23 protein-coding genes are annotated in these 24,723 nt (G+C 63.9%); 13 read left to right on the forward strand and 10 right to left on the reverse strand.

Annotated features, from left to right (window positions below; all coding sequences use genetic code 11):
- Positions 1-41 precede the first annotated feature (41 nt).
- The 7 genes from HK401_RS11850 (at position 42) to rplQ (ending at position 6,671) form a co-directional block, all read left to right on the forward strand.
- Positions 42-3,065: an alpha/beta fold hydrolase gene (locus HK401_RS11850; RefSeq protein ID WP_181274844.1), complete on the forward strand. Its 3,024-nt coding sequence runs from the start codon at positions 42-44 to the stop codon at positions 3,063-3,065.
- A 439-nt stretch (positions 3,066-3,504) separates the two neighbouring features.
- Entirely contained in the window at positions 3,505-3,726 is a 222-nt protein-coding gene (infA, locus tag HK401_RS11855; RefSeq protein ID WP_181274845.1) for a translation initiation factor IF-1, read from the forward strand.
- 61 nt (positions 3,727-3,787) lie between these two features.
- Positions 3,788-3,901, forward strand: coding sequence for a 50S ribosomal protein L36 (rpmJ, locus tag HK401_RS11860; RefSeq protein WP_009884960.1), 114 nt, complete (start codon positions 3,788-3,790; stop codon positions 3,899-3,901).
- Positions 3,902-4,113: 212 nt separating this feature from the next.
- Complete coding sequence (rpsM, locus tag HK401_RS11865; protein WP_025777905.1) at positions 4,114-4,482, forward strand: 30S ribosomal protein S13; 369 nt, start codon at positions 4,114-4,116, stop codon at positions 4,480-4,482.
- A gap of 52 nt (positions 4,483-4,534) precedes the next feature.
- Positions 4,535-4,939, forward strand: coding sequence for a 30S ribosomal protein S11 (gene rpsK, locus HK401_RS11870; RefSeq protein ID WP_166970679.1), 405 nt, complete (start codon positions 4,535-4,537; stop codon positions 4,937-4,939).
- A gap of 146 nt (positions 4,940-5,085) precedes the next feature.
- Positions 5,086-6,084, forward strand: a complete 999-nt coding sequence (locus tag HK401_RS11875) for a DNA-directed RNA polymerase subunit alpha (protein ID WP_025777903.1) — start codon at positions 5,086-5,088, stop codon at positions 6,082-6,084.
- A gap of 23 nt (positions 6,085-6,107) precedes the next feature.
- The gene (gene rplQ / locus HK401_RS11880; protein ID WP_181274846.1) at positions 6,108-6,671 is read left to right on the forward strand and encodes a 50S ribosomal protein L17; all 564 of its coding nucleotides are present in this window, start codon (positions 6,108-6,110) and stop codon (positions 6,669-6,671) included.
- Between the two features lie 337 nt (positions 6,672-7,008).
- On the opposite strand, the gene putP is transcribed toward rplQ, so the two are convergent.
- Positions 7,009-8,550: a sodium/proline symporter PutP gene (putP, locus tag HK401_RS11885; RefSeq protein ID WP_181274847.1), complete on the reverse strand. Its 1,542-nt coding sequence runs from the start codon at positions 8,548-8,550 to the stop codon at positions 7,009-7,011.
- A gap of 152 nt (positions 8,551-8,702) precedes the next feature.
- The gene (purU, locus tag HK401_RS11890) at positions 8,703-9,554 is read right to left on the reverse strand and encodes a formyltetrahydrofolate deformylase (protein ID WP_181274848.1); all 852 of its coding nucleotides are present in this window, start codon (positions 9,552-9,554) and stop codon (positions 8,703-8,705) included.
- Positions 9,555-9,777: 223 nt separating this feature from the next.
- On the opposite strand from purU, the gene glyA reads away from it, so the two are divergent.
- Together glyA and HK401_RS11900 are read left to right on the forward strand one after the other, a co-directional pair.
- Positions 9,778-11,052 (forward strand): serine hydroxymethyltransferase, encoded by a 1,275-nt coding sequence (gene glyA, locus HK401_RS11895; RefSeq protein WP_210604988.1) that lies wholly within the window; start codon positions 9,778-9,780, stop codon positions 11,050-11,052.
- Positions 11,052-11,930: a bifunctional methylenetetrahydrofolate dehydrogenase/methenyltetrahydrofolate cyclohydrolase gene (locus tag HK401_RS11900; RefSeq protein ID WP_181274849.1), complete on the forward strand. Its 879-nt coding sequence runs from the start codon at positions 11,052-11,054 to the stop codon at positions 11,928-11,930. Before glyA ends, HK401_RS11900 begins: the two co-directional genes overlap by 1 nt.
- A gap of 69 nt (positions 11,931-11,999) precedes the next feature.
- Here HK401_RS11900 and HK401_RS11905 read toward each other — a convergent pair whose 3' ends face one another.
- Positions 12,000-12,488 (reverse strand): GNAT family N-acetyltransferase, encoded by a 489-nt coding sequence (locus HK401_RS11905; RefSeq protein WP_181274850.1) that lies wholly within the window; start codon positions 12,486-12,488, stop codon positions 12,000-12,002.
- Between the two features lie 85 nt (positions 12,489-12,573).
- On the opposite strand from HK401_RS11905, the gene HK401_RS11910 reads away from it, so the two are divergent.
- Positions 12,574-13,389, forward strand: coding sequence for an exodeoxyribonuclease III (locus tag HK401_RS11910; protein ID WP_181274851.1), 816 nt, complete (start codon positions 12,574-12,576; stop codon positions 13,387-13,389).
- Positions 13,390-13,604: 215 nt separating this feature from the next.
- On the opposite strand, the gene HK401_RS11915 is transcribed toward HK401_RS11910, so the two are convergent.
- Together HK401_RS11915 and HK401_RS11920 are read right to left on the reverse strand one after the other, a co-directional pair.
- On the reverse strand, positions 13,605-13,847 hold the full coding sequence (locus HK401_RS11915; protein WP_258234147.1) for a CstA-like transporter-associated (seleno)protein: 243 nt from the start codon (positions 13,845-13,847) through the stop codon (positions 13,605-13,607).
- Entirely contained in the window at positions 13,844-16,060 is a 2,217-nt protein-coding gene (locus HK401_RS11920) for a carbon starvation CstA family protein (RefSeq protein WP_181274852.1), read from the reverse strand. The genes HK401_RS11915 and HK401_RS11920 overlap by 4 nt, the downstream gene beginning before the upstream one ends.
- Before the next feature lie 345 nt (positions 16,061-16,405).
- Here HK401_RS11920 and trpS point away from each other — a divergent pair, with 345 nt between their 5' ends.
- Both trpS and HK401_RS11930 read left to right on the forward strand, forming a co-directional pair.
- A complete protein-coding gene (gene trpS / locus HK401_RS11925; protein ID WP_181274853.1) occupies positions 16,406-17,404 on the forward strand; it encodes a tryptophan--tRNA ligase in 999 nt (332 codons plus the stop codon).
- A 2-nt stretch (positions 17,405-17,406) separates the two neighbouring features.
- Positions 17,407-18,456 carry an App1 family protein phosphatidate phosphatase gene (locus tag HK401_RS11930; protein WP_181274854.1) on the forward strand — a complete coding sequence of 350 codons (1,050 nt, stop codon included), beginning with the start codon at positions 17,407-17,409 and terminating at the stop codon, positions 18,454-18,456.
- Positions 18,457-18,566: 110 nt separating this feature from the next.
- Here HK401_RS11930 and HK401_RS11935 read toward each other — a convergent pair whose 3' ends face one another.
- The 5 genes from HK401_RS11935 to HK401_RS11955 form a co-directional block, all read right to left on the reverse strand.
- Complete coding sequence (locus HK401_RS11935) at positions 18,567-19,538, reverse strand: NAD(P)H-dependent flavin oxidoreductase (protein ID WP_309135973.1); 972 nt, start codon at positions 19,536-19,538, stop codon at positions 18,567-18,569.
- A 206-nt stretch (positions 19,539-19,744) separates the two neighbouring features.
- Positions 19,745-20,521, reverse strand: coding sequence for an enoyl-CoA hydratase (locus HK401_RS11940; protein ID WP_181274856.1), 777 nt, complete (start codon positions 20,519-20,521; stop codon positions 19,745-19,747).
- The gene (locus HK401_RS11945; RefSeq protein ID WP_181274857.1) at positions 20,518-21,573 is read right to left on the reverse strand and encodes an enoyl-CoA hydratase/isomerase family protein; all 1,056 of its coding nucleotides are present in this window, start codon (positions 21,571-21,573) and stop codon (positions 20,518-20,520) included. The genes HK401_RS11940 and HK401_RS11945 overlap by 4 nt, the downstream gene beginning before the upstream one ends.
- Before the next feature lies 1 nt (position 21,574).
- Positions 21,575-22,741, reverse strand: a complete 1,167-nt coding sequence (locus HK401_RS11950) for an acyl-CoA dehydrogenase family protein (RefSeq protein WP_181274858.1) — start codon at positions 22,739-22,741, stop codon at positions 21,575-21,577.
- Between the two features lie 160 nt (positions 22,742-22,901).
- Entirely contained in the window at positions 22,902-23,417 is a 516-nt protein-coding gene (locus tag HK401_RS11955; protein WP_181274859.1) for a MarR family winged helix-turn-helix transcriptional regulator, read from the reverse strand.
- A 52-nt stretch (positions 23,418-23,469) separates the two neighbouring features.
- Between HK401_RS11955 and HK401_RS11960 the strand changes: the two genes are divergently transcribed.
- Entirely contained in the window at positions 23,470-24,144 is a 675-nt protein-coding gene (locus tag HK401_RS11960; protein WP_373563649.1) for an SOS response-associated peptidase, read from the forward strand.
- Positions 24,145-24,723 lie beyond the last annotated feature (579 nt).

The raw sequence follows: 24,723 nt of genomic DNA on the forward strand, positions 1-24,723 counted from the left end.
GAAAAATCTCTGAACGTTATCTGTACGTTACTGTAGTCGTTATGACCCGAATCACATTCAAGGGGTCTTCGCGTGTTCTGGGAGCGTCGATCATCGGCGCTTCCCTGCTGCTGGCCGGGGGCTCATCCGCCTTCGCCGCACCCACTCCGGAGTCCGCCGCATCACAGACGTCCACCACCGAGTCTTCGGTTCAGCCCGCTGACAGCGACAAGCAGAATTTCGAAATCACACTCGGCATCGACAAAGAGGTCGAGGCCTCGCCTCGGCTCGTCGTTCCCGTAACGCTGAGCGCGGAGGCCGGGACCGGCCTGAAGATCGTGCACGCCTCGAACAACGAGACCGTCAAGGGCACGGAGACCGAACTGGCCACCGGAGGCGACGAGCTCGACACCGAACTCGACGGGTCCGCACTGGAACCCGGTACCTACATCGTCAAGACCGACGACAACCTCAAGAGCAGCGACGACTTCACGGTCAGCGACCCCGACGAGACGGATTCGAAAGATCCCGACCCGACGCCCGAGCCCACCGAATCCACTGCAGCCAGTGAAGGGGCAGAGGATGAGTCCGAGACTCCCGATGAGAAGTCGCCTTCCGAAGACGAAGAGGACGCGGCCGATGCCGACCTCGACGAGTTCTACCCGGAGCTGGCCAAGGAACTCTTCGGTCAGGACGACGGCACGTACAAGATCCCCGATCCCAAGGGCGGCGGCACAGGCGCCGGAAACATTCCCCCGGGGCTGCAGAAGTACTACAACCAGACCGTCGATCTTTCCGGTGATAACTGCCAGAAGCTCGGCTACCGCGACTACACCTCGCAGATCGGACGCACACCTGAATGCGGCTACGTCATCGCGCCCATCGATGCGAAGAATCCGAAAGCCGGCAACATCGCCATCGCCATGATGAAGGTTCCCTCCGGCAAGGTCGTCGACGGCAAGTTCGAGAAGACGAAGTCTCAGGGAACCGTGGCCTGGAACCCTGGCGGACCCGGCGGATCCGGCATGACGATGGGCGTGGCTGGAGCCATCAGCGAACCCGACCTCGCCGCGAGCTTCGACCTCGTGGGGTTCGACCCACGCGGCACCGGCGGCTCGATGCCGTTCTCGCAGTGCTCGACGGATGAGCAGCTCGACGCCGACCGTGCCGAAGACGCGTGGGCCGGTGACCGTGACGAGGCAGAAGACCTGCTGAACGAGCAGTACGAACGCTATGCCAACGACTGCATCGAGAACACCGGGAAACTGTTCGACCTGGGCGAGGACGGCCAGGAGAACCTGATGAAGCACCTCGGCACCTGGGATGCCGTGGGCGACCTCGACCTCATCCGCTCGACCAGCCAGGACGAGAAACTCGACTACATCGGCTTCTCGTATGGCACGCGGCTCGGCTACGTCTACGCTCAGAAGTTCCCGCAGAACGTCGGGCGACTCGTCCTCGACGGGGCCGTGGACCCGGGCAACGTCGAAGCCTATAAGGCACTGAAGGACATCAACAAGGACCCGCAGACCTATCTCGACGCCAGCGGTAAGGTCGTCAAGGCCCAAGACGCCGAAGAGGACGAAGACGACTCCGTCAAGCAGATCGCCGGCTTCCAAGGCACCTTCGAACAGTTCGCACTCGACTGCTCGGCCAAGGGCGCCGACGGCAGGACCTGGGCCGAAACCTACCCGGGAATCGAATTCCCCAAGCACCTCGAGAGCTTGGCAGATGAGACTTTCACCTGCGCCCTCGGCGACGGAATCGACGATCGGGATGCTCTGACGAAGGCGAACCAGAACATCCTCCGATCCCTGGAAGGCGATCCGGTGCCGACCGGCATCGACGGCGATGACCGCGACGTCACATTCGGCGACGCGCGCACCGGTGTCATCCAGGCGCTGTACTCCGAATCCCTGTGGCCGGATCTGGCACTGGGGCTGGCTGAGCTGAAAGCGGGAGACTCCGCGGGAGTGCTCATGCAGCTGGCCGACAGTTACAACGAACGCGACGCAGAGGGCCACTACGACCCGATGCTGCAGGCCTTCACCAATATCCGCTGCACCGATGAGAACAGCTTCGGCAAGAAGCCGGACATCAAGGAGCTGCGCGACCTCGCCAAGCGCTACGACGAGGCAGGTCCGTTCCAATCGGCATCGGTCTCTCCCGGAGTCTACGACTACTGCGACTTCTGGAAGTTCAAGGGCACCCTGCCCAAGCCGAAGCACCTGACGGCGGTGCCGAACGTCCTTGTGGTGTCCACCTCGCACGACTCCGCGACACCGTATGCCGCGGGAGTGAAGCTGGCCCGCACGATCGACGGCAGCCTGCTCTCGGTCTCAGGTGCCTCGCACACCTCATATATGTCCGGAGATGAGAACAAGGCATGCACGGACGCGACAGTCAACGGGTTCCTGACGAAGGGCACCCTGCCCAAGCTCGGTGACTTCGGGCCGAAGCTGCCCAAGCCCGACACCGCTGTCGACGACAGGGACGAGACCATCACCCTGCCCAACCGGTGCAAGATGGACACCTTCCGCGCCGACGACTTCACCCTCTCGAAAGACACTGTCCACGCCGGTGACAAGGTGCAGGCGAAGGTCAAGCATCTCGGATCCGAGCAGTCCTACACCGTGGAGTTCGAGACCGGAGGCACGTTCGGCACGCTGAGCACCGACAACGGTGGAAACGCCACCGCCGAGGTGACCGTGCCCAAGGCCGCCAAGCCCGGCACATATGTCGTCCAGGTCCTCGACGCCGACGGCAAGACCGCCGCGAACACCACGTTGACGGTTGTGGACGACGACGAAGGTAAGAGCGATGACGGCAGCAAGGACGGAAAGGACGACGACCCGAAGGGCGGCGGATCCGATGACGGAGGCTCGGATGGAGCGACTGCCGGGTCGAACGGCGGTTCGTCCGACGGGTCTGCAGACGGACAGGACAACAACGGCAGCGGCAACGGAGGCGGGCACCTGCCTCGCACCGGCGCCGAACTGCTGCCGCTGATCGCCGCAGCACTCGCCCTGCTCACGGCCGGTGGACTCGTCTATCGCGCTTCGAGGCGAAAGACCGCTGCGCACTGACGAATGATCCGCAGTGCGACCTCCCCTCGAAAGGAGGCGGCGGATGAGTGAGCAGTGAGCGAGCCGGGAACGGAACCCCACCGTTCCCGGCTCGCCTGCGTTCGGGCTCGAGGAGGCTGCGGCAGGGGAGGGGACCGCGCCGCTCTCTGACCCGTCCTGGACCTGCCCAGGGCGGGGCCGCCTCGGCGAAGGAGGGATTGTAAGTGACTTCACGCTGTGAAGCGAGCACCGTGTGGAAGATCCATCGACCGTAGTGTAAGATTGATGATTGGTCTGTTCTCACTCAACTCACCCTTTTTCGGATGTGGGCGGCTTCTGCCATCCACTCCTTTTCATGTGGTGACGAGGGCTGCAGTCCAAGGGGTCGCCGACGCGAGTCGGTGATACACGATTACGTCGAACGCGAAGGTATCGCGGGAATACGAGGTTAGCGAACGATATGGCCAGAAAAGAAGGGGTCATTGAGATCGAAGGGACCGTTGTCGAGGCTCTGCCGAACGCATCGTTTCGGGTCGAGCTGAGCAACGGGCACAAAGTGTTGGCGCACATCTCCGGAAAGATGCGTCAGCATTACATCCGCATCCTTCCCGAGGACCGGGTCATCGTGGAGCTGTCTCCATATGACCTCTCGCGCGGACGAATCGTTTACCGGTACAAGTAAGGATCTTCGATCATTCGCGTCTTGCTCCCCTCGGGGGCAAGGACCGAAAGAAGGAAAAACGATGAAGGTTAAGCCCAGCGTCAAGAAGATCTGCGAAAACTGCCAGATTACCCGCCGTCACGGTCGGGTCATCGTCATCTGCTCCAACCCGCGCCACAAGCAGCGTCAGGGCTGAGCAGCTCTTTCAGCAGATCGAGGCTCCTCCGGGAGTCTCAAGCAGCACCACACCCGCGCAAACCTCGCCATCTGCGGATGAGCGGTCGGGAAGTCTGAATTTCCGGGCTGTGAATCGCAGGACGACACCTCCGGTCGGGGGCCGGAGACCTTGGGGGACCAGGGACAGGTTTGCATCAGCACCTCCGAAACAACAACAGGAGATACGTACCTATGGCACGACTTGCCGGAGTCGACATCCCGCGTGAAAAGCGCGTGGAGGTCGCCTTGACATACATCTATGGTGTGGGCCGCACCCGTGCGCGCCAGACCCTGACCGAAACGGGAATCAGCCCTGATACCCGTGTGAAGGACTTGAGCGACGCAGAGCTCGTCCAGCTGCGTGACTACATCGAGGGCACATTCCAGGTTGAGGGTGACCTCCGTCGTGAGGTGGCCGCTGATATTCGCCGCAAGGTCGAAATCGGAAGCTACGAAGGCCTGCGTCACCGCCGCGGTCTGCCGGTTCGCGGACAGCGGACCAAGACGAATGCGCGTACCCGCAAGGGGCCCAAGCGCACCGTGGCCGGTAAGAAGAAGTAACACGCTCACTCGGTTGGCTAGGACCAACCGCCTCGATCAGGAGTAAGGACATATGCCTCCCAAGTCACGCGCCGCAACAGCGCGCAAGCCTCGCCGCAAGCTGAAGAAGAATATCGTCGCCGGCCAGGCCCACATCAAATCAACCTTCAACAACACCATCGTGTCGATCACCGACCCGTCAGGTGCTGTCATCTCCTGGGCCTCCTCAGGTGAGGTCGGCTTCAAGGGGTCGCGCAAGTCGACCCCGTACGCCGCTCAGATGGCTGCCGAATCGGCCGCTCGTCGGGCGCAGGAACACGGCCTGAAGAAGGTCGACGTGTTCGTCAAGGGCCCGGGCTCGGGCCGCGAGACCGCGATCCGTTCGCTGCAGGCCGCCGGTCTGGAACTGGGCACCATCCAGGATGTCACCCCGGTCCCATTCAACGGCTGCCGTCCCCCCAAGCGCCGTCGCGGCTGATCCTGAAACTGCAACGGATGTCGGATCGCAATCCGACATCGGTCGCAGAACGGATTCCCAGATAACCCGAACCGTTCTTCATGGCCTGAAGCCATGACGTGCAGTGCGAACGTCATATAGCGGATGTTCGCTGAAAGGAAGCCCACGTGCTCATTGCACAGCGCCCAACGCTCACGGAAGAAGTCGTCTCCGATAACCGCTCACGGTTCGCCATCGAACCGCTCGAGCCCGGATTCGGCTACACCCTCGGCAACTCGCTTCGTCGGACCCTGCTGTCCTCGATTCCCGGTGCCGCAGTCACGTCCATCCGGATCGACGGAGTTCTCCACGAGTTCAGCACCGTTCCGGGAGTGAAGGAGGATGTCACCGAGTTCATCCTCAACCTGAAGTCCCTGGTCGTGTCGTCCGAATTCGACGAACCGGTGGTGGCCTACCTGCGCAAGCAGGGTCCCGGAACTGTGACCGCTGCCGACGTCTCTGCTCCCGCCGGGGTCGAGATCCACAATCCGGATCTGCACATCGCCACGCTGAATGGTGAAGGTCGTCTGGATATGGAACTGACCATCGAACGCGGACGCGGATATGTGTCGAGCGCCCAGAACAAGAACGCGGATGCAGAAATCGGCCGGATCCCGGTCGATTCGATCTACTCCCCGGTTCTCAAGGTCACCTACAAGGTCGAAGCCACGCGTGTCGAACAGCGCACCGACTTCGACCGCCTCGTCCTCGACGTCGAGACCAAGCCCTCGATGACCCCGCGCGATGCCATCGCATCGGCGGGTAAGACCCTGGTCGAGCTCTTCGGCCTGGCTCGAGAGCTCAACGTCGAAGCCGAAGGCATCGAGATCGGACCCTCGCCTGTGGACGCGGCCCTGGCCGCTGACCTGGCGCTGGCCATCGAAGATCTCGACCTGACCGTGCGCTCCTACAACTGCCTCAAGCGTGAGGGCATCCACACCGTCGGTGAGCTCGTTGCTCGCAGCGAAGCCGACCTGATGGATATCCGCAACTTTGGTTCGAAGTCGATCGACGAGGTCAAGGCGAAGCTCAACGAGCTCGGCCTCAGCCTCAAGGACAGTCCTGCCGGATTCGAAGCCGGTCTCGTTGATGAGGACCAGTCCTACGTCGAAGACGAACAGTACTGATCAAGACCTAGGAGTAACTCACCATGCCAACCCCAACCAAGGGTCCCCGCCTCGGCGGATCGCCCACACACGAGCGCCTGATGCTCAACAACATGGCAGCTCAGCTGTTCGAGCACAAGCAGATCACCACGACCGTGACCAAGGCCAAGCGCCTGCGTCCGGTCGCCGAGCGGATGATCACGAACGCCAAGAAGGGTGACCTGGCCTCACGTCGTCGCGTGCTCGGCCAGATCACCGACAAGTCGATCGTGCACGAGCTCTTCACCTCGATCGCCGAGACCATGGCCGAGCGTCCCGGCGGCTATACCCGGATCACGAAGATCGGTCCGCGCCCCGGCGACAATGCGCCGATGGCCGTCATCGAACTGGTCCTCGAGCCCTACTCGCCGAAGCAGGCGACCGTGAAGGAAGCCGAGCAGGCCACCGCCGCTGCGGCTCCTGCCGCGGACGAGGCTCCGGCAGAGGCCGAAGAGGCACCGGCTGAGGCCGAGGTCGTCGAGGCCGACGCTGATGTCGTCGAGGAGGCTCCGGTCGAGGCCGAGGCCGAGACTGCTGAAGAGTCCACCGAGGCTGCCGAGGAGAAGTAACACATCCTCCGGCTGAACTGCTCCGCGCGATAGGAGCAGCCGCCGACCACTTCGGGCGGGCATCCACACAGGATGCCCGCCCGAAGTGTATTCACCGACGGTGGTCTGCGGGGTTGCGAGCCTGAGGCTGTGCGGCACATTGTCAGTGACGACGCGCGCAGCGCGACGAACGAATCGGCCCGTGAGTCGCAGCGCATACACTTCGCGACACCTCTCACCGCAGGAACGGTGTGAGATGCCGCAAAATGTAGGTTGTGCGCGTCGTGCCGGCGGGCAGTTCGGTTCGCGGGTCGTGCTGGCGAAACCCCGCCGCGGCCGGGCGCGCAGCCTGAGAGCCTCAGCTCTCCGCCACAGGCTGCTTCTTCATCCGCGACAGCGCGACGGACTCGTCGAATTCTCGGTCCGATTCGGCATCGTGCTTGTATGTGAACAGGCTGACGACGATCGCAACGACGAGGTTGACGATGAAGCCCGGGATGATCTCGTAGATGTCGTCGGTGAGTGGTGTGCTGACCTGGCCCCACACGAATGCTACGACCGCTCCCGAGAGCAGACCGAACAGGGCGCCCCAATTGCTCAGTCGCTTCCAGAACAGGGTCAGCAGCACGATCGGTCCGAACGACGCACCGAAACCGGCCCACGCGAATGCGACGAGGTCGAGGATGCTGTTCGACGGCGAGATCGCCAGCACAACTGCGATGATCGCGACGACGAGAATGCCGAGACGCCCGAGCAGCACATAGGTCTTGTCCTGAAGCGTGCGGGTCGATCCGGTGCGCAGAGCGACGATCTTGAACAGGTCCTCGATGAGTGCTGAGGACGTGACGACGAGCTGAGAGGAGACCGTCGACATGATCGCGGCCAGCACAGCGGCCAGTACCAGGCCGGCGATGAAGGGGTGGAAGAGGATCTGTGCGAGATCGAGGAATACGGTCTCGGAATCGGACGGCTCCATAGCGGCGTGCTGGGAGAAGTACGAGATGCCGACGATGGCCGTAGCGATCGCACCGAGGGCAGAGATGCCCATCCAGCCGACGCCGATGCGGCGGGCGACGGTGGCATCGGCAGGGGACCGCAGCGCCATGAAGCGCACGATGATGTGCGGCTGGCCGAAGTACCCCAGTCCCCAGGCGAGAGATGAGATCACTGCGAGGTACGCTCCGCTGGCCCAGAACGGTTCGCTGCCGAGGATGTTGAGCAGGCCGGGATCGATCTGCTTGACGTTGCTGATGACGGCTCCCGGTCCGCCGGCGTTGCTCACGGCGACGATCGGCACGGCGATGAGTGCTGCGAACATCAGCAGGCCCTGTGCCACATCGGTCAGCGTGGCACCGAGGAATCCGCCGAAGAGGGTGTAGACCATGGTGACGGCAGCGACGAGGAGCATGCCGCCGAGGTAGTTGAGCCCGAAGCTCGATTCGAAGAATTTGCCTGCGGCCACCATTCCCGAGGAGACGTAGAACGTGAAGAACACGAGGATGATCACGCCGCAGACGATGCGCAGCAGCCGTGTCCGGTCCTTCAGCCGCTGTTCGAAGAAGCTGGGGATCGTGATCGAATCGCCCGCGTTCTCGGTGAAGGCGCGCAGCCGCGGAGCCACGATCTTCCAGTTGACCCACGCGCCGACCGTGAGCCCGATCGCTATCCAGGCCTCGATGAGACCGGAGGCATAGATCGCTCCGGGCAGGCCCATGAGCAGCCAGCCCGACATGTCGGAGGCGCCGGCGCTCAGCGCCGCTACGGATGGGCGCAGCCCGCGCCCGGCGAGCATGTAGTCGTCGAGGCTGTTCTTGGTCTTCCGATAGGCGAACCAGCCGATGGCCAGCATGCCGACGAAGTAGAGGACGATCGCAATCGTCCGGAAGGTCGTCTCTGTCATGTGAGGTCAGCTCCTTAGGTAGGCCGACGTGACCTTACAGGAGAAGTGACAGTAGGTGTGAATTTTCTACGTAGAGGCTGGGCAACCTCGGTGCGCCTGCACCCGGCAGAGAGAGCGTCGGATCGACGGTGGCAACCTCGCCGAGGTGGGTCTCAGTTGAAGACGACCGTGCGGTGTCCGTCCATGAGCACCCGGCCCTGCGCGTGCCAGGCCACGGCCCGGGCGAGCACGGCCGCTTCGACGTCCTGCCCGCGCTGGACGAAGTCGGCGATCGCCCGATTGTGATCGACGCGGGCGACGTCCTGTTCGATGATCGGGCCCTCGTCGAGATCGCTGGTGACGTAGTGCGCGGTGGCGCCGATGATCTTCACGCCGCGGGCATGGGCCTGGTGATAGGGCTTCGCGCCCTTGAAGCTCGGCAGGAACGAATGATGGATGTTGATGACCCGACCCTCGAGGCGGTCGCAGAGTTCGGGGGAGAGGATCTGCATATAGCGGGCCAGCACGATGAGCTCGACATCGAGCTCATCGACCAGGGCAGCCAGGCGTGCCTCGGCCTCCGGCTTCGTCTCGCGGGTGATGGGGATGTGGTGGAAGTCGTGGCCGTGGAACTCGGCCAAGGGCTTGAGCGAGTCGTGGTTGCCGGCGATCCCGACGATGTCGATGGGCAGCTGGGACGAGGAATGCTGGAAGAGGAGAGTGTTGAGGCAGTGCGCTGCCTTCGACACCAGGATGAGGGTCCGGGTCCTCTTCTCCGCCGGCTGCAGACTCACCGTCATCGTGAAACGGTCGGCCACCTCGGCGAGGTCGGATTCGAGCGATTCGACGGTGATGCCATCGTCGGTCGCGAATTGGAGGCGGAGGAAGAACTGACGCGAATCGGGGGAGGAGAACTGCTGGGATTCGGTGATGTTCCCGCCGCGGCCTTCAAGCACTCCCGTCACAGCGTGGACGATGCCGGTCGCATCGGGACAGGTGACTCTCAGAATCCATTCTCTGCTCATGGACTGCATCCTAATCGGTGGTCTCATCGAGTGCGCATTCCGCGTCACGGACCCGGGCGCACCGGCACGGTTGAGTGGGCAGACGAATGGCCAGAGGAGGGGCATCCGGATGGCGGTCAGCCCGCTGTGGGCGCGGATTTCGCTGTTAGCATGGTCTGCGGGTGTTCGCGGCGGCTGATCGCGCTGTCCCACTCACCACATCGGATGCCACAGGAGAGTACTCATGACCGAAAACTCGATGCAGGCCTCGCTTGCAGACATCGATCCGCAGATCGCCGAGGTCCTCGACCTCGAGTTGGGCCGCCAGCGTTCGACTCTCGAGATGATCGCCTCGGAGAACTTCGTCCCCCGCGCCGTGCTGCAGGCACAGGGCTCGGTGCTGACGAACAAATACGCCGAGGGGTACCCCGGGAAGCGCTATTACGGCGGCTGCGAATACGTCGATGTCGCCGAGAACCTCGCCATCGAGCGAGCCAAGAGCCTCTTCGGGGCCGAATACGCCAACGTCCAGCCGCATTCGGGTGCCTCGGCCAATGCTGCGGTGATGCATGCGCTGGCGCGTCAGGGAGACAAGATGCTCGGTCTCTCCCTGGCCCACGGCGGACACCTCACCCACGGCATGAAGATCAACTTCTCCGGCCGCCTCTACGACGTCGCCTCCTACGAGGTCGACCCCGACACGTACCGCATCGACATGGACAAAGTGCGCGAGAAGGCTCTTGAACACCGTCCGCAGGTCATCGTCGCCGGCTGGTCGGCCTATCCCCGCCAGCTCGACTTCCAGGCGTTCCGCGACATCGCCGACGAGGTCGACGCGAAGCTGTGGGTCGACATGGCCCACTTCGCCGGACTCGTCGCCGCGGGTCTGCACCCGAACCCCGTTCCCTTCGCCGACGTCGTGTCCTCGACGGTGCACAAGACCATCGGCGGACCCCGCTCCGGTTTCATCCTCGGCAAGGAAGACCTGGGCAAGAAGCTCAACTCCGCTGTCTTCCCAGGCCAGCAGGGCGGACCGCTCATGCACGTGGTCGCCGCCAAGGCCGTGGCCTTCAAGCTGGCAGCCTCGGCGGAATTCAAGGAGCGTCAGGAGCGCACCGTGCGCGGTGCGGCCATCCTCGCCGAGCGGCTGCTCGCCGATGACGTGGCCCAGGCCGGTGCGACCGTGCTCACCGGCGGCACCGACGTGCACCTGGTGCTCGTCGACCTGCGCAACTCCGCCCTCGACGGGCAGCAGGCCGAGGACCTCCTCCACGAGGTCGGCATCACCGTCAACCGCAATGCCGTGCCCTTCGATCCCCGTCCGCCGATGGTGACCTCGGGTCTGCGCATCGGCACCCCTGCTCTGGCCACTCGTGGGTTCGGTGACGAGGAGTTCACGGAGGTCGCCGACGTCATCGCCGAGGCGCTCAAGCCCGGTGCCGACGTCGAGGCTCTCGCTGCCCGGGTGACCAAGCTCAGCGACGATTTCCCCCTCTACGACGGACTGGAGCAGTACTGATGAGCGCACAGATCCTCGACGGCAAGGCCTGCGCGAAGCAGATCAAAGACGAACTCACCGAGGCGGTGGCTGAGCTGGCGAAGTCCGGGATCGTTCCCGGATTGGGCACCGTGCTGGTGGGGGAGGACCCCGGTTCGAAGTGGTACGTCGCCGGCAAGCACCGCGACTGCGCCGAGGTGGGCATCCAGTCCATTCGCCGTGACCTGCCGGAGTCGGTGAGTCAGGACGAGCTGTTGGCCGTCATCGATGAACTCAACAACAACGACGAGTGCACCGGCTACATCGTGCAGCTGCCGTTGCCGGACCACATCGACACTGACACCATCCTCGAGGCGATCGATCCGGCCAAGGACGCCGACGGGCTGCACCCGACGAACCTCGGTCGCCTCATGCTCAACGTCAACTTGGAGATCACGACTCCGCTGCCGTGCACGCCCCGCGGAGTCATCGAGTTGATCAGCCGCAACGGCCTTGAGCTGGCCGGCAAGCACGTCGTCGTCATCGGCCGCGGCGTCACGGTCGGCCGTTCGATCGGATCCCTGCTGACCCGGCGTGAGCACAATGCGACGGTGACGCTGACCCACACCGGCACGCGCAACCTCGACGAGCTGCTGGCTCAGGCCGACGTCATCGTCGCGGCCGCCGGTGCGGCGCGCATCGTCAAGGCTGAGGCGGTCAAGCCCGGTGCCGTCGTCCTCGACGTCGGGGTCTCACGCGAAGAGGACCCGGAGACGGGGAAGTCGAAGATCGTCGGCGATGTCGATCCCGGTGTCGCCGAGGTCGCCTCCTGGGTCTCACCGAACCCCGGCGGTGTGGGGCCGATGACGCGAGCCCTGCTGCTCAAGAACGTCGTCGACACCGCCCAGCGCACCTCCTGATTACTACCTGACGGCGGCCCAGCACCCTCGCGCGTGGTTGCTGGGCCGCCGTCAGGTAGTAGGGGAGGGTCAGTCTTCGGCGAGTTTGAGCTCGAAGAAGACCCTCGGGTTGCCGGCGCCGGCATAGTCCTCGATGAGCTCACCGTTGAAGCCGAGCGAGGAGTGGAACGAGATCGCCCCGGAGGACTCGGGCATCGTGGTCGCCTGCACCGAGGAGACGCCGAGCTGCCGGGCATGATCGATGAAGTGCTGGTAGAGGTGACGGCCGATGCCCTGGTGTCGGAAATCGGTGCGGGCCGCCACGAGGTGGATATAAGCCGGCCCGTCATGGGGGATGACGCCGAGCAGATAGCCGACGATCTCCGAACGGTACCGGGCGACGAGTCCCGAGGTCACGAACTGGCGGAACCAGTAGGCGTCGTGGTCTCCGCTGAGGTCCCTATCGCCCCAGAAGTTCTTCTGTGCTCCCAACAGGAAATCTCGCATCTCACGGGCGTCGACTTCGTCGAGCGGACTGATGCTCAGCTGCTCGGTTTCGATGGTTTCGTCAACGGCCATTGCGCCTCCTGATGTATTCGTGCTTGCTCTCACTGTATAACGCCCTGTCCCGGAAGAGTAGTGCGCTCATGACATGATAGAACACATGATTCGGATTGCTTCAGTCAACGTCAACGGGATCCGCGCAGCCTGGCGAAAGGGGATGCCCACCTGGGTCGATGCCGCCAAACCCGACTTCATCACCCTGCAGGAAGTGCGTGCGGCCAACGACATCGCACTCGACGTCCTCGCCGACACCGGCTACACCACGATCAGCCACGATGCGGAGGCCAAGGGCCGCGCGGGAGTGGCCGTGATGGCGCGCACCCAACCGGAATCCGTGCGCGAGGGACTCGGCGACGACGGCTACTTCGATCGGGCCGGACGGTGGGTGGAGACGGACTACCGGCTCGGCGACGGATCGCTGCTCACGCTCGTGTCCGCCTACGTCCACTCCGGTGAGGTCGACACTCCCAAACAGGAGGACAAGTACCGCTTCCTCGATCGGATGACCGAACGTTTGCCGCAGCTGGCCGAGCACGCCGACCATGTGCTCGTCACCGGCGACCTCAACGTCTGCCACACCGAACGCGACCTGAAGAACTGGAAGGCCAATCGGAAGAAGGCCGGATTCCTGCCCGAAGAGCGCGCCTACTTCGACGGATTCTTCGGCGACGTCGGCTACGTCGACGTCCACCGGAAGCTCAGCGGAGACGTCGACGGACCCTACACCTGGTGGTCGATGCGAGGGAAGGCCTTCGACAACGACGCCGGCTGGCGCATCGACTACCACATGGCCACCCCTGCCCTGGCGGATTCGGCCGTCAAAGCGACCGTCGACCGCGCCGACAGCTGGGGTGAGCGCTGGTCGGACCACGCCCCGCTGGTCATCGACTACGACCTGCCTGCCGCGAAAGCCTGATCACCCGGCCCCACCGCCGAGGTGGGGCAGCCTCGCCGAGGTGGGCCCAGCAGCCGTACACGTGAACCCGATCCCGAAGGATCGCCGACAGGCGAGGAGCCCGGGTGCTCAGGACATCATGTCCTGAGCACCCGGGCTCCGTCTTTCGCCGAGGCGGCCGACCCCCTGAAGGGACCGAGCGCCGTGGACCTCACGCTTCCCGGCAGCTCAGCGCCTCAGCAGCACCGAGCCTTGGGGTTGCGATCCTGTTCGTCGGTGAGATCACGCCAGAATGCCTTCTCCTCCATCGCCCCGTCGCGAGTGCCGTGACGGCGCTCGTAGGACTCGAGGTAGTGGAGGTAGGCGTTCTCACCCATGATCTCCTTGAGGTACCAGTGCAGCCAGGCACCACTTCGGCGGAGGGACCCCCAAGGGTCACGGGCGATGTTGGTCAGCGGATGGGTAGTGCTCATCGTCATTGCCTCCCTGCATTGTGCTCGTCCCACTGCTCCTGCAGCTCACGCTCGGGTTTGCGGGCGATGAGTCCGGCGGGGGCGAACCTCTTCGTGGCCGCGAACTCCTCTTCCGAGGTCGGCAGCGAACCCTTCCGCACGGCCTCGATCGACTTCCAGACTGCCATGACGACGACCATGGCGACAAGGAGGGCGAAGACGATGGACAGAGTGCCCTGGACGAAGGTGTTGCGCACGACCGCGCTCATCGCCTCCACGCCTTCGGTGTTGCCCATCGACGTCTCTCCGGCGGCGAGGGCATCTTTGTAGGCGAAGTGCTGCGCCCAGTAGCCGAGCTTCGGATCCGAGGAGAAGATCTTCTGCCAGGAGGCGACCATTGTCACCAGTAGGTCCCAGACGAGTGGGATGCCGGGGATCCACGCCCATTTGGCTAGGCCCATCTTGCACACGATCGCGAAGATGACGGCCAGGGCGATCGCCGCCAGCAGCTGGTTCGAGATTCCGAACAGCGGGAACAGCGTATTGATTCCACCGAGCGGGTCAGTGACGCCCATGAGCAGGATCGAACCCCATGCGGCCACCATGATCGCAGTCGTCAGCCACGCTCCCGGAGTCCATGACGGGTCGCGGAACCTCTTCGAGAAGTTGCCGAGCGCATCGCTGAGCATGAAGCGGGCCACGCGGGTGCCGGCGTCGATGGTGGTGAGGATGAACAGGGCTTCGAACATCACCGCGAAGTGATACCAGAACGACATCCATGCCGGTCCGCCGAAGACGTTGTGGAGGATGTGGGCCATGCCCATCGCCAGCGTCGGGGCTCCGCCGGTGCGGGAGACGATGCTCTCCTCGCCGACGTCCTTGGCCGCCTGTTCGAGGATCTCGGGGCTGGTCTCGACACCGGACATGCCGAGCGAGTTGTTGATGAAATCCGACGCTCCCTGCACGGTGCCGCCGGTCAGCGGCTCGGCGGCGTTCATCGCGAAGTACAGGCCCTTGTCGAGGCAGATCGCGGCGACCAGCGCCATGATCGCGACGAAGGATTCCATGAGCATTCCGCCGTAGCCGATGAGGCGGGCCTGGGTCTCCTTCTCGATGAGCTTCGGTGTCGTTCCGGAGGAGATGAGGGCGTGGAAGCCCGACAACGCCCCGCACGCGATCGTGATGAACAGGAACGGGAACAGCGCTCCAGCGAAGGCCGGACCGGAGGTGTTGAAGGCGAAATCGGTCAGCGCCGGCATCTGCACGCTCGGGTTGACGATGAGGATTCCCACGGCCAGCAGAACGATGGTGCCGATCTTCATGAAGGTCGACAGGTAGTCACGCGGTGCCAGCAGCACCCACACGGGCAGGACCGCAGCGAGGAAGCCGTAGATCATCAGGCACCAGGCAAGTGTGACCTTGTCGAGGTGGAAGATCTCGGACCAGAACGGCGAGTTGTGGACCCAGCCGCCGGCGACGATGGCGATGACGAGGAGGACGATGCCGATGACCGAGGTTTCGATGACCTTGCCCGGACGCAGGTAGCGCATGTAGATGCCCATGAAGACGGCGATCGGGATGGTCATGGCGATCGAGAACACGCCCCAGGGGCTTTCGGCCAGGGCGTTGATGATGACGACGCCGAGGACCGCGATGAGGATGACCATGATGAGGATGATGCCGATGGAGGCGATGATGCCGCCGGTGCGGCCGAGCTCGTCACGGGTCATCTGCCCCAGGGACCGGCCGTTGCGCCGCATCGAGAAGAACAGCACCATGTAGTCCTGGACACCGCCGGCGAGGATGACGCCGACGATGATCCACAGGGTGCCGGGCAGGTAGCCCATCTGGGCGGCGAGGATCGGTCCGACTAGAGGGCCGGCTCCGGAGATCGCTGCGAAGTGGTGGCCGAAGAGGACGCGGCGATCGGTCGGAGCGAAGTCGCGGCCGTTGTCATTGAGTTCCGCGGGCGTCGCCCGCTTCGGGTCGGGACGGCAGATCTTCCACTCGATGAACTTCGCATAGAAGCGGAAGCCGATGAGGTAGCTGCCGACGGCGGCGGCGACGAACCAGCTGGCCGACATCTCCTCACCGCGGACGAAGGCGATCATCGCCCAGCCCACGGCGGCGATCAGCGCGATGACCACCCAGAGTACGATCTTCGCGGGCGTCCAGCGCGGCTTCTCGACCACGGCGACCGGTGGCAGGTCGTCTTCGGTCCTGACGTATTCGACCGACATAATCCTCCTCCTTGAGAGTGCTGCATGGGAATCGCGAAGTTCTACTCATGGGTATCCCGGCGGGGACTGTCCTCGATGCTTGACCGAGAAGTGAGAGTTACCTTGGCGATTCATGTGATCTGCTCGACACTATACCGCTCGTCCGCCCAGTTCCGTGTCCGCAATCACGTGCGCGACCCGAACTCGAACAGTCCGACCACCGACCATCCGTCACCCGACCGCCGCCGGTCCGCCGACCGCCGCCGGACCGCCGACCGACCGTCACCCGACTGCCGGGAGTCCTCGGCCGCGTCCGAATGGGGACCGACCACGAGCTGCCGGTGATGAGGATGGCATCATAGGACCATGACGAACTCTTCTCTGCCACGCACCGTCTCCGGCATCCAAGCCACCTCCGATTCCCTGCATCTGGGCAACTACATCGGGGCGCTGCAGCAGTTCGTGACGCATCAGGAGTCGCACGACGCCTTCTACTTCATCGCAAACATGCACGCGATCACCGTCGAACAGGACCCCGCCGATCTGCGCGAGCGCACCCTGCGCACGGCCGCCCAGTTCATCGCGGCCGGGATCGATCCGGAGAAGTCGACGATCTTCGTCCAGTCCCAGGTTCCCGCGCACCCGCAGCTGTCCTGGGTCCTCGAGTGCACCACCTCGATGGGTGAGGCGAGCCGGATGACGCAGTTCAAGGACAAGTCGGCCAAGCAGCAGCACGTGTCCCTGGGCCTGCTCACCTATCCGGCGCTCATGGCCGCCGACATCCTCCTCTACAATCCGCAGCTCGTCCCCGTCGGCGAGGACCAGCGCCAGCACCTCGAACTGACCCGCAACCTCGCCGAACGCTTCAACTATCGGTTCGGAGAGACCTTCGTCGTCCCCGAGGCGCAGATCCTCAAGGCCACGGCGAAGATCTACGATCTGCAGAACCCCGGCGCGAAGATGTCGAAATCTCAGCCGAGTCCGCAGGGCCGCATCGACATCCTCGACGATGCGAAGGCGCTGACGAAGAAGATCAAGTCCGCCGTGACCGATGACGGCACGCAGATCGCCTACGATCCCGAGACCAAGCCGGGGGTGTCGAATCTGCTGACCATCTACTCGTCCCTGACCTCCCGCCCGGTCGACGACATCGTCGCCGACTACGAGGGCAAGATGTACGGACATCTCAAGGTCGACCTCGCCGAGCTGGCTGTGGAGACCCTCAGCCCCGTGCGGGAGCGCACGCTCGAGCTCCTCGAGGACCGGGCTCAGCTGCAGGCCATCCTCGACCGCGGGGCCGAGAAGGCCAGCGAGATCGCCGAGGGGACACTGCGTGAGGTCTACGACAAGATCGGCTTCATCTGATCATGGCAAGGAAGAAGCCCGAGGAGGGTCCGCTCAATCTCACACCGGACATGCTCCACACCGCAGCGCGGGTGGAGGACCGGTTCAACGGATGGATCCAGAATCGGGCGACCGACCACAGCTATCAGCGCACCGTCATCGCCTACGACACATACGGCGGCACCGGCTGGGTGCGTGTCCTCGGGCGTCTGGTGCTCACTCCCAACGGTCAGCCGGCGGCGGACATCCACGCGAGCATCCGCGGGTGGAAGTCCTTCGTCAGCGTACCGCTGCCCAATGACACGGCATGGGTGCGGGTCAACGACGAAGAGCACATGGTCACCTCGGACCGGGGCGGCATCATCGACACGGTCATCCCCGGCGACTTCGAACCGGGGGAGACGGAGATCGAACTGTGGACCGATGGGTCCCTCGTCGATTCCGCGGCCGTGCGCATCATCGGTGAGGACTCGACCTTCGGGATCATCTCCGACATCGACGACACCGTCATGGTGACCTCGCTGCCCAGGCCCTTCCTCGCCGCGTGGAACACGTTCGTGCTCAGCGAGCATGCGCGCTCACCGGTGGCGGGTATGGCCGTGCTCTATGACCGGATCACGTTCATGCGTCCGGCGACCCCGATGATCTACCTCTCGACCGGAGCGTGGAATTCGGCCCTGACGATCAAACGCTTCCTCTCCCGCAATCTCTATCCGATGGGTCCGCTGCTGCTCACGGACTGGGGTCCGACGACGACGCGGGTCTTCCGCTCGGGCAAGGAGCACAAGCGCAATATGCTCGAGCGGCTGTCCCGGGAGTTCCCGTGGATGAAGTGGCTGCTCATCGGCGACGACGGGCAGAAGGACGAAGAGGTCTACGGGGAGTTCGTCGAGAACCACCCGGAGAACGTCGCCGCCGTGGCTATCCGTCAGCTCACGGTCGGTGAGGCGGTGTGGGCCGGCGGCCGCTCGAAGCGCCATGGTCGCGGGCAGGGAGTGCCGTGGATCTATGCGCCCGACGGCGCGGGCCTGTCCTCCCGGTTGACCGAACGCGGAATCATCTCAACCATCTGACCCAAACCCCAATTGCTACCTGACGGCGGCCCAGCAACCTTGCGCAAGGTTGCTGGGCCGCCGTCAGGTAGCAATTGGGGGCGAAGTGGGCCGTGAGGTGCTTGGTCGGCTCAGCCCAGGCGTGCCCGCAGCTCGGCCTTTGCCGTTTCGTACTGGGCGGCGAAGGTCTCGACGAGCTCGCCGGTCGTGCGCTGTGTGCCGAGTGCACCGATGCCCTGGCCCGAACCCCAGATGTCACGCCAGGCCTTCGCATCCGAGTTCGGATCGGAGGCGAAGTTCATCTTCGACGGATCGGACTCGGGAAGGTCATCGGGATCGAGCCCGGAGTTCACTATCGACCCGCGCAGATAGTTGCCTTTGACTCCGGTGAAGTAGTTCGAGTAGACGACGTCCTCGGCACCCGAATCAACGATCATCTGGCGGTAGTCGTCGACGACGTTCGCCTCGGGCGTGGACAGGAAGGCCGAACCGACGTAGGCGAAGTCCGCGCCGGCAGCCAGGGCGGCGAGGACTGAGCGTCCGTGGGCGATGGCGCCCGAGAGCAGCAGTGGGCCGTCGAACCAGGACCGGATCTCCTGGACGAGCGCGAACGGAGACTGCGCACCCGCGTGCCCGCCGGCACCGGCGGCCACGGCGATGACTCCGTCGGCACCCTTCTCGACGGCCTTGTGGGCGAAGCGGTTGTTGATGACGTCATGGAAGACGATGCCGCCGTAGGAATGGACGGCTTCGTTGACTTCCTCACGGGCGCCCAGTGAGGTGATGACGATCGGGACCTTGTGCCGGACCACCTCGGCGAGGTCCTCCTCGAGGCGATTGTTCGACCGGTGCACGATGAGGTTGACCGCGAACGGGGCGGCCGGGCGGTCAGGGTGGGCCTCTGTGTGGGCTGCGTTCGAATCGGTGATCTCGTCGAGCCAGTCGGTCAGCTGCGATGCCGGCCGTGCGTTGAGCGTGGGGAAGGAGCCGACCACCCCGGCCTGGCACTGAGCCTTGACGAGTTCGGGCCCGGAGGCGATGAACATCGGCGAGGCGAAGACGGGCAGACGCAGCTGGGAGCGCAGATCGGTGAGAGGTTTCACGATGCCTCCTTGAGTCGATGAATGCATGGTCCCACTCTAACCGAACGTTTGTTAAATGCGATATCCGACACATCCACTGATCACCGATCCCGCAGACCCTCGGCATCATCGCCGAGGTGGTGCGCAGAGATCGGTGACATCCGCCCGGAGATGACGTCGGCGCAGACCCCGTGGAGTCTGCGCCGACGTTCGGCCGATCGCCGTGTTCAGGAGTCCGTGAAGTTCGGGTCCCGCTTCTCGACGAAGGCGGCCATGCCCTCGGTCTGGTCGTTCGTGGCCAGGGTCGAGTGGAAGAGCCGGCGTTCGTAGCGCAGCCCCTGTTCCAGCGTGGTCTCGAACGCGGTGTTCACCGCTTCCTTGACCATCGCCGAGGCGATCCGGGACTTGGCTGCGATCGTCTGCGCGATCTCGTTGGCAGTGTTCAGCAGCTCCTCGGGTTCGACGACTCGAGCGACGAGTCCGGAGCGTTCGGCCTCCTCGGCGCCCATCATCCGCCCGGTCAGGCACATGTCCATCGACTTCGCCTTGCCGACCGCGCGGGTCAGGCGCTGTGATCCGCCCATGCCCGGCAGCACGCCGAGGTTGATCTCGGGCTGGCCGAACTTCGCCTTCGTCGAGGCGATGAGGATGTCGCCCATCATCGCGAGCTCACATCCGCCGCCGAGTGCGAAGCCGCCCACCGCAGTGATGATCGGCTTGCGGACGTCGGTCAGTCGGGTCCACCCGGCGAACCAGTCGGCCTTGTAGGCAGTGGCGAAGTCGAGGCTCGACATCTCTTTGATGTCGGCACCGGCGGCGAAGGCCTTGTCGCTGCCGGTGATGATGATCGCCTTGACCGAGTCGTCGGCGTCGAACCCGGCGGCCGCCTCGGTGACGTCGGTGAGCACCTGCAGGTTGAGCGCATTGAGCGCCTTCGGGCGGTTGAGGGTGATGGTCGCGACGCCGTCGGCGACCTCGGACAGGATGGTTTCGAATTCGCTCATGAGAACACCTTCTCTTCGTGATCGGTGGCGAGGATGGACTGGACGGTCACGTCGCTGACCTCGGCCAACGAGGCCGGGCTCCACTTCGGGCTGCGGTCCTTGTCGATGACCTGGGCGCGGATGCCCTCCTTGAGGTCGGGCAGTCCGGTGAGGGTGACCGCGACGCGGTAGTCCTGTTCGAGGACCTCGGCGAGGGTCATCGTCTCGGCGTTGCGGACGGCGGCCAGCGTCAGCTTCACCGAGGTGGGGGCCTTGGTCCCGATGAGTTCGGCGGTGGCCTGCGCATCGGGATCCGCATGTGCGGCGAGGGCGGCGACGATGTCCTCGGCGCTGTCGCCGACATAGCATTCGTCGATCCAGCCGGCTGCCTCGGCGAGTTCGTTCGCCGGGGCCTCGGTCGCGTACTTGCCGAGGACGGTGTCGAGGTCGCCACCGGCGGTGAGTTCGGCGATGAGGTCGGGGACCTGGGCATCGGGAACAAAGAGGTCGGCCAGTCCCAAGGCGATCGCGGCGCCCGGGCCGACCGGCTGACCGGTCAGAGCGAGGTGAGTGCCGAGCTCTCCCGGCGCATTTGCCAGCAGATGGGTGCCGCCGACGTCGGGGAAGAGCCCGATCCCGGTCTCGGGCATTCCGACCTTCGTCGAATCGGTGACGATGCGGTGCGAACCGTGCCCGGAGATCCCGACCCCGCCGCCCATGGTGATGCCGTTCATGATCACGACATAGGGCTTGGGGAACTCGGAGATCGCGAAGTTCATCTTGTACTCGCGGTTCCAGAACTTCGCGTTCTCATCACTGCCGGCCACGATGTCGTTGTACACGGCCTTGATATCGCCTCCGGCACACAGGCCGCGCTCTCCGCGTCCGGTGACGAGGACGATCGAGACCGAATCGTCGTCGCGCCAGGCGTTGAGGGCGTCGTCGATGGCGCCCACCATGTCTTGGCTGAGCGCGTTGATCAGCTTCGGTCTGTTGAGTTCGATTCGGCCCACCCCGTTGGATACCGAGGTGATGACGGGTTCATCCGCCGCCTGTGCCGAAGGTTCTGTCATATCAGCCCACTCCTGTGCTCTTGCGCGAGATGATCACGCGCATGATTTCGTTGGTGCCTTCCAGAATCTGGTGGACGCGCAGGTCACGAACCAGCTTCTCAATCCCATACTCTGTCAGATAGCCGTAGCCGCCGTGCAACTGGAGTGCGCGATTGGCGACGTCGAAGCCGGTGTCGGTGGCCTTGAGTTTGGCCATCGCGGACAGCAGGGAGGTGTTGGCATCGCCGGCGTCGTAGGCGTTCGCCGCTCGCCACAGCAGGGACCTGGCACCCTCGAGGTCGGCCTGCATCTGTGCGACCTCGAAGCGCAGAGCCTGGAAGCCGGAGAGTTCGGTGCCGAAGGCCTGGCGCTCGCCCATATAGGCGATGGCCTTCTCCAGAGCCGACTGTCCGCCTCCGAGTGAGCAGGCGCCGATGTTGAGGCGTCCGCCGTCGAGGCCGGACATGGCGATCTTGAAGCCCCGCCCGGGTTCGCCGAGCATGTTCTCCTTCGGCACCCGCACGTTCTCCATGATCACCTGTCGGGTCGGCTGGGCGCGCCAACCCATCTTCTGTTCGTTGGGGCCGAAGCTCAGTCCCTCCATGCCCTTTTCGAGGATGAAGGCGGAGATCCCGCGGGAGCCGTCCTGCCCGGTGCGGGCCATGACGAGGTAGGTCTCCGAGGTGCCTGCGCCGGAGATGAACTGTTTGACACCGTTGAGGACGTAGGAATCGCCGTCTTCGCGCGCCGAGGTGCGCAGGGCCGCGGCGTCGGATCCGGCGTTGGGTTCGGTCAGGCAGTAGCTGCCGAGGTGCTCCATCGAGACCAGGGGAGTGAGGTGCTTGGCCTTCTGCTCGTCGTTGCCGAACTTGTCGATCATCCACGCGACCATGTTGTGGATCGAGATGTAGGCGGCGACCGAGGGGCATCCGGTCGACATCGCTTCGAAGATCAGTGCCGCATCCATCCGGCCCATTCCGGTTCCGCCGGCCTCTTCGCTGACGTAGATGCCGCCCATTCCGAGCTCGGCGGACTTCCTGATCACGTCGACGGGGAAGAAGTGTTCGGCGTCCCATTCGAGGGCGTGAGGGGCGACCTCGGTATCGGCGAACTCGCGCACCATTCCGGAGACGGTCTGCTGTTCGTCGGTGAGTCCGAAGGGCAGGGCAGCTGCTGTGCTGCGGGACATGATTCCTCCAGTGATCTGGCGCAAAGGGGTGACGGGAACCACGATACGTCGCAATTACTTGGACGTCCAACTAATTGATCGCCGAGGTGGCCCACGGCTGCTGTGTTCAGTGCAGGGGAGTGCGTGGCGGGGTGAGGGTGAGGGTAAGGCCCGTCTGCGCTCAGCTGTGGTCTTCGAGACCCGAGCGCAGCGTCGCGAGGTGAGGGAGGAGCGCATTGAGATCGATGCCGGAGAAGTCCGGCGAGGAGAAGACTTCGGCATTGAGTGCGGTCGTCGCCTGAGCGGCGAGTCTCCGACCGGCGTCGGTGAGGTCGACGAGTGTGGTCCGACGATCATCGGGATGGCTGCGGCGGGCGACCAGCCCGGCCTTCTCCAAGCGGTCGACGGAGTTCGTCGTCGAGGTGGCGTGGACCTGCAGGCGTGCCGAGATCTTCGACATGGGCAATGTGCCCGATCGGGTGAAGGACAGCAGGGTGAGGACTTCGTAACGGGAGAAAGTGAGGGCGAACGGCTTGAGCGCGGCATCGACCCGGGCCAGGAAGAGCTGGTGGATCCGCATCACCGAGATGACCGTCGTCATTCCGTCTGCGGCCTCATTCCACCCGTGGGCCAGCCATTGCCGACGGGACTCCTCGATCGGGTCGAGTCTGCTCGGTGTCTTCTCTTCTGCCGCCATTGTCGACAGTGTAGTGAAGTGAGAAGATGGGCGCATGTGCGGTCGACTCAATATGTCCCTCGATCCGGCGGATCTCGCCGATGAGCTTCGGCTGGACGTCGTATCCTATGACTATTCGCCGCGCTACAACGTTCCGCCGGGGTCGTTCGTCCCGATCGTCGTCGAACGTCTCGACGATGGGGGACAGCTCCATCGCAGACTCGAGACTGCGTCGTGGGGTCTGGTTCCGTCGTGGGCGAAGGACGTGAAGATCGGCTTCAAGGCGTTCAACGCCCGATCCGAGACTGTGTTGGAGAAGCCGATGTTCCGGCAGGCGATCAGGCGTCGACGCTGTGCACTGCCGATCCCGGGGTACTACGAATGGGAGACGATCGAGGACGGCAAACAGCCGTGGATGATGAGCTCCGCGGGCAAGGATCCTCTGTTCATGGCCGGGCTCTTCGAGTTCTGGAAGCAGCCGGACGAGAGCTGGTTGGTCTCATCGTCGATCCTCACCATGGAATCGTCGGGGCATCTCTCCGATGTCCACCACCGGATGCCCGTGTTCCTCGCACGTGAGCGCATCGACGACTGGATCGACCCGGGAGTGCTCAGCAATGACGTCCCCGATCTGCTGGCCGCGACCCTGGACGAAGTCGACCCCGCGAGTGTGACCAGACATAAGGTCGGCAAGGCGGTGGGCAACGTCCGCAACGACTCCCCGGAACTCGCTCAGCCGGTTGCCTGACAGTATAGGGTCGGATGTCAGCCGCTCGGATGATGACATTCGCTCGCCCGTAGACCGACTTTCTCTATCGAGCTCGAGCTGTCTTCGGAAGGTGTCTGGGCCGTACTGAGGCCGCCGGTGCAGGCTTCGTCCGCCGGGTGATCGAAGCCGTTTTGCTCACCGCTGGTGATGTGTGTATTGTTGTCCAGGTTGCCGAGCCGCAAGGAACGGCGACAGTCGCTCTCATCGGGAACGATTCGGGTAAAACGAAGATGAACTTCGAGTTGCACGGACCGAAACAACCATGTAGAGTAGACATCCGCTGGCACAGCGAGTCGCAAGACGAAAAGTGCACAACAGAAACTGATACCCCCAGTGAACATGCTGCGTTTTGTGTGGTGTGGTGATGGGTGTGTGTTTGTGGTTTGAGAATCCAATAGCGTGTTTGTTTGAACAAGTTGTGATGCCAGAACATTTATTTTCTGGTGAGACAATCACACGATCGAGCATCTGTGTTCGTCCTGTGTGGGTGGTTCTTCGCCGAACCTCCCGCGATCATCGGGGTGAACATTCGGGTGTTTGGTTGTTTTTTAGTGGTCA

The sequence above is a fragment of the Brevibacterium oceani genome, from assembly GCF_013623835.1.
In the GTDB taxonomy this organism is placed as follows: domain Bacteria; phylum Actinomycetota; class Actinomycetes; order Actinomycetales; family Brevibacteriaceae; genus Brevibacterium; species Brevibacterium oceani.

Bases quoted from the DNA above. Each gene is read 5' to 3' on its own strand.
- HK401_RS11850 (WP_181274844.1), top strand. From the start codon at position 42: ATGACCCGAATCACATTCAAGGGGTCTTCGCGTGTTCTGGGAGCGTCG.
- infA (WP_181274845.1), top strand. From the start codon at position 3,505: ATGGCCAGAAAAGAAGGGGTCATTGAGATCGAAGGGACCGTTGTCGAG.
- rpmJ (WP_009884960.1), top strand. From the start codon at position 3,788: ATGAAGGTTAAGCCCAGCGTCAAGAAGATCTGCGAAAACTGCCAGATT.
- rpsM (WP_025777905.1), top strand. From the start codon at position 4,114: ATGGCACGACTTGCCGGAGTCGACATCCCGCGTGAAAAGCGCGTGGAG.
- rpsK (WP_166970679.1), top strand. From the start codon at position 4,535: ATGCCTCCCAAGTCACGCGCCGCAACAGCGCGCAAGCCTCGCCGCAAG.
- rplQ (WP_181274846.1), top strand. From the start codon at position 6,108: ATGCCAACCCCAACCAAGGGTCCCCGCCTCGGCGGATCGCCCACACAC.
- putP (WP_181274847.1), bottom strand. From the start codon at position 8,550: ATGACAGAGACGACCTTCCGGACGATTGCGATCGTCCTCTACTTCGTC.
- purU (WP_181274848.1), bottom strand. From the start codon at position 9,554: ATGAGCAGAGAATGGATTCTGAGAGTCACCTGTCCCGATGCGACCGGC.
- glyA (WP_210604988.1), top strand. From the start codon at position 9,778: ATGACCGAAAACTCGATGCAGGCCTCGCTTGCAGACATCGATCCGCAG.
- HK401_RS11900 (WP_181274849.1), top strand. From the start codon at position 11,052: ATGAGCGCACAGATCCTCGACGGCAAGGCCTGCGCGAAGCAGATCAAA.
- HK401_RS11905 (WP_181274850.1), bottom strand. From the start codon at position 12,488: ATGGCCGTTGACGAAACCATCGAAACCGAGCAGCTGAGCATCAGTCCG.
- HK401_RS11910 (WP_181274851.1), top strand. From the start codon at position 12,574: ATGATTCGGATTGCTTCAGTCAACGTCAACGGGATCCGCGCAGCCTGG.
- HK401_RS11915 (WP_258234147.1), bottom strand. From the start codon at position 13,847: ATGACGATGAGCACTACCCATCCGCTGACCAACATCGCCCGTGACCCT.
- HK401_RS11920 (WP_181274852.1), bottom strand. From the start codon at position 16,060: ATGTCGGTCGAATACGTCAGGACCGAAGACGACCTGCCACCGGTCGCC.
- trpS (WP_181274853.1), top strand. From the start codon at position 16,406: ATGACGAACTCTTCTCTGCCACGCACCGTCTCCGGCATCCAAGCCACC.
- HK401_RS11930 (WP_181274854.1), top strand. From the start codon at position 17,407: ATGGCAAGGAAGAAGCCCGAGGAGGGTCCGCTCAATCTCACACCGGAC.
- HK401_RS11940 (WP_181274856.1), bottom strand. From the start codon at position 20,521: ATGAGCGAATTCGAAACCATCCTGTCCGAGGTCGCCGACGGCGTCGCG.
- HK401_RS11945 (WP_181274857.1), bottom strand. From the start codon at position 21,573: ATGACAGAACCTTCGGCACAGGCGGCGGATGAACCCGTCATCACCTCG.
- HK401_RS11950 (WP_181274858.1), bottom strand. From the start codon at position 22,741: ATGTCCCGCAGCACAGCAGCTGCCCTGCCCTTCGGACTCACCGACGAA.
- HK401_RS11955 (WP_181274859.1), bottom strand. From the start codon at position 23,417: ATGGCGGCAGAAGAGAAGACACCGAGCAGACTCGACCCGATCGAGGAG.
- HK401_RS11960 (WP_373563649.1), top strand. From the start codon at position 23,470: ATGTCCCTCGATCCGGCGGATCTCGCCGATGAGCTTCGGCTGGACGTC.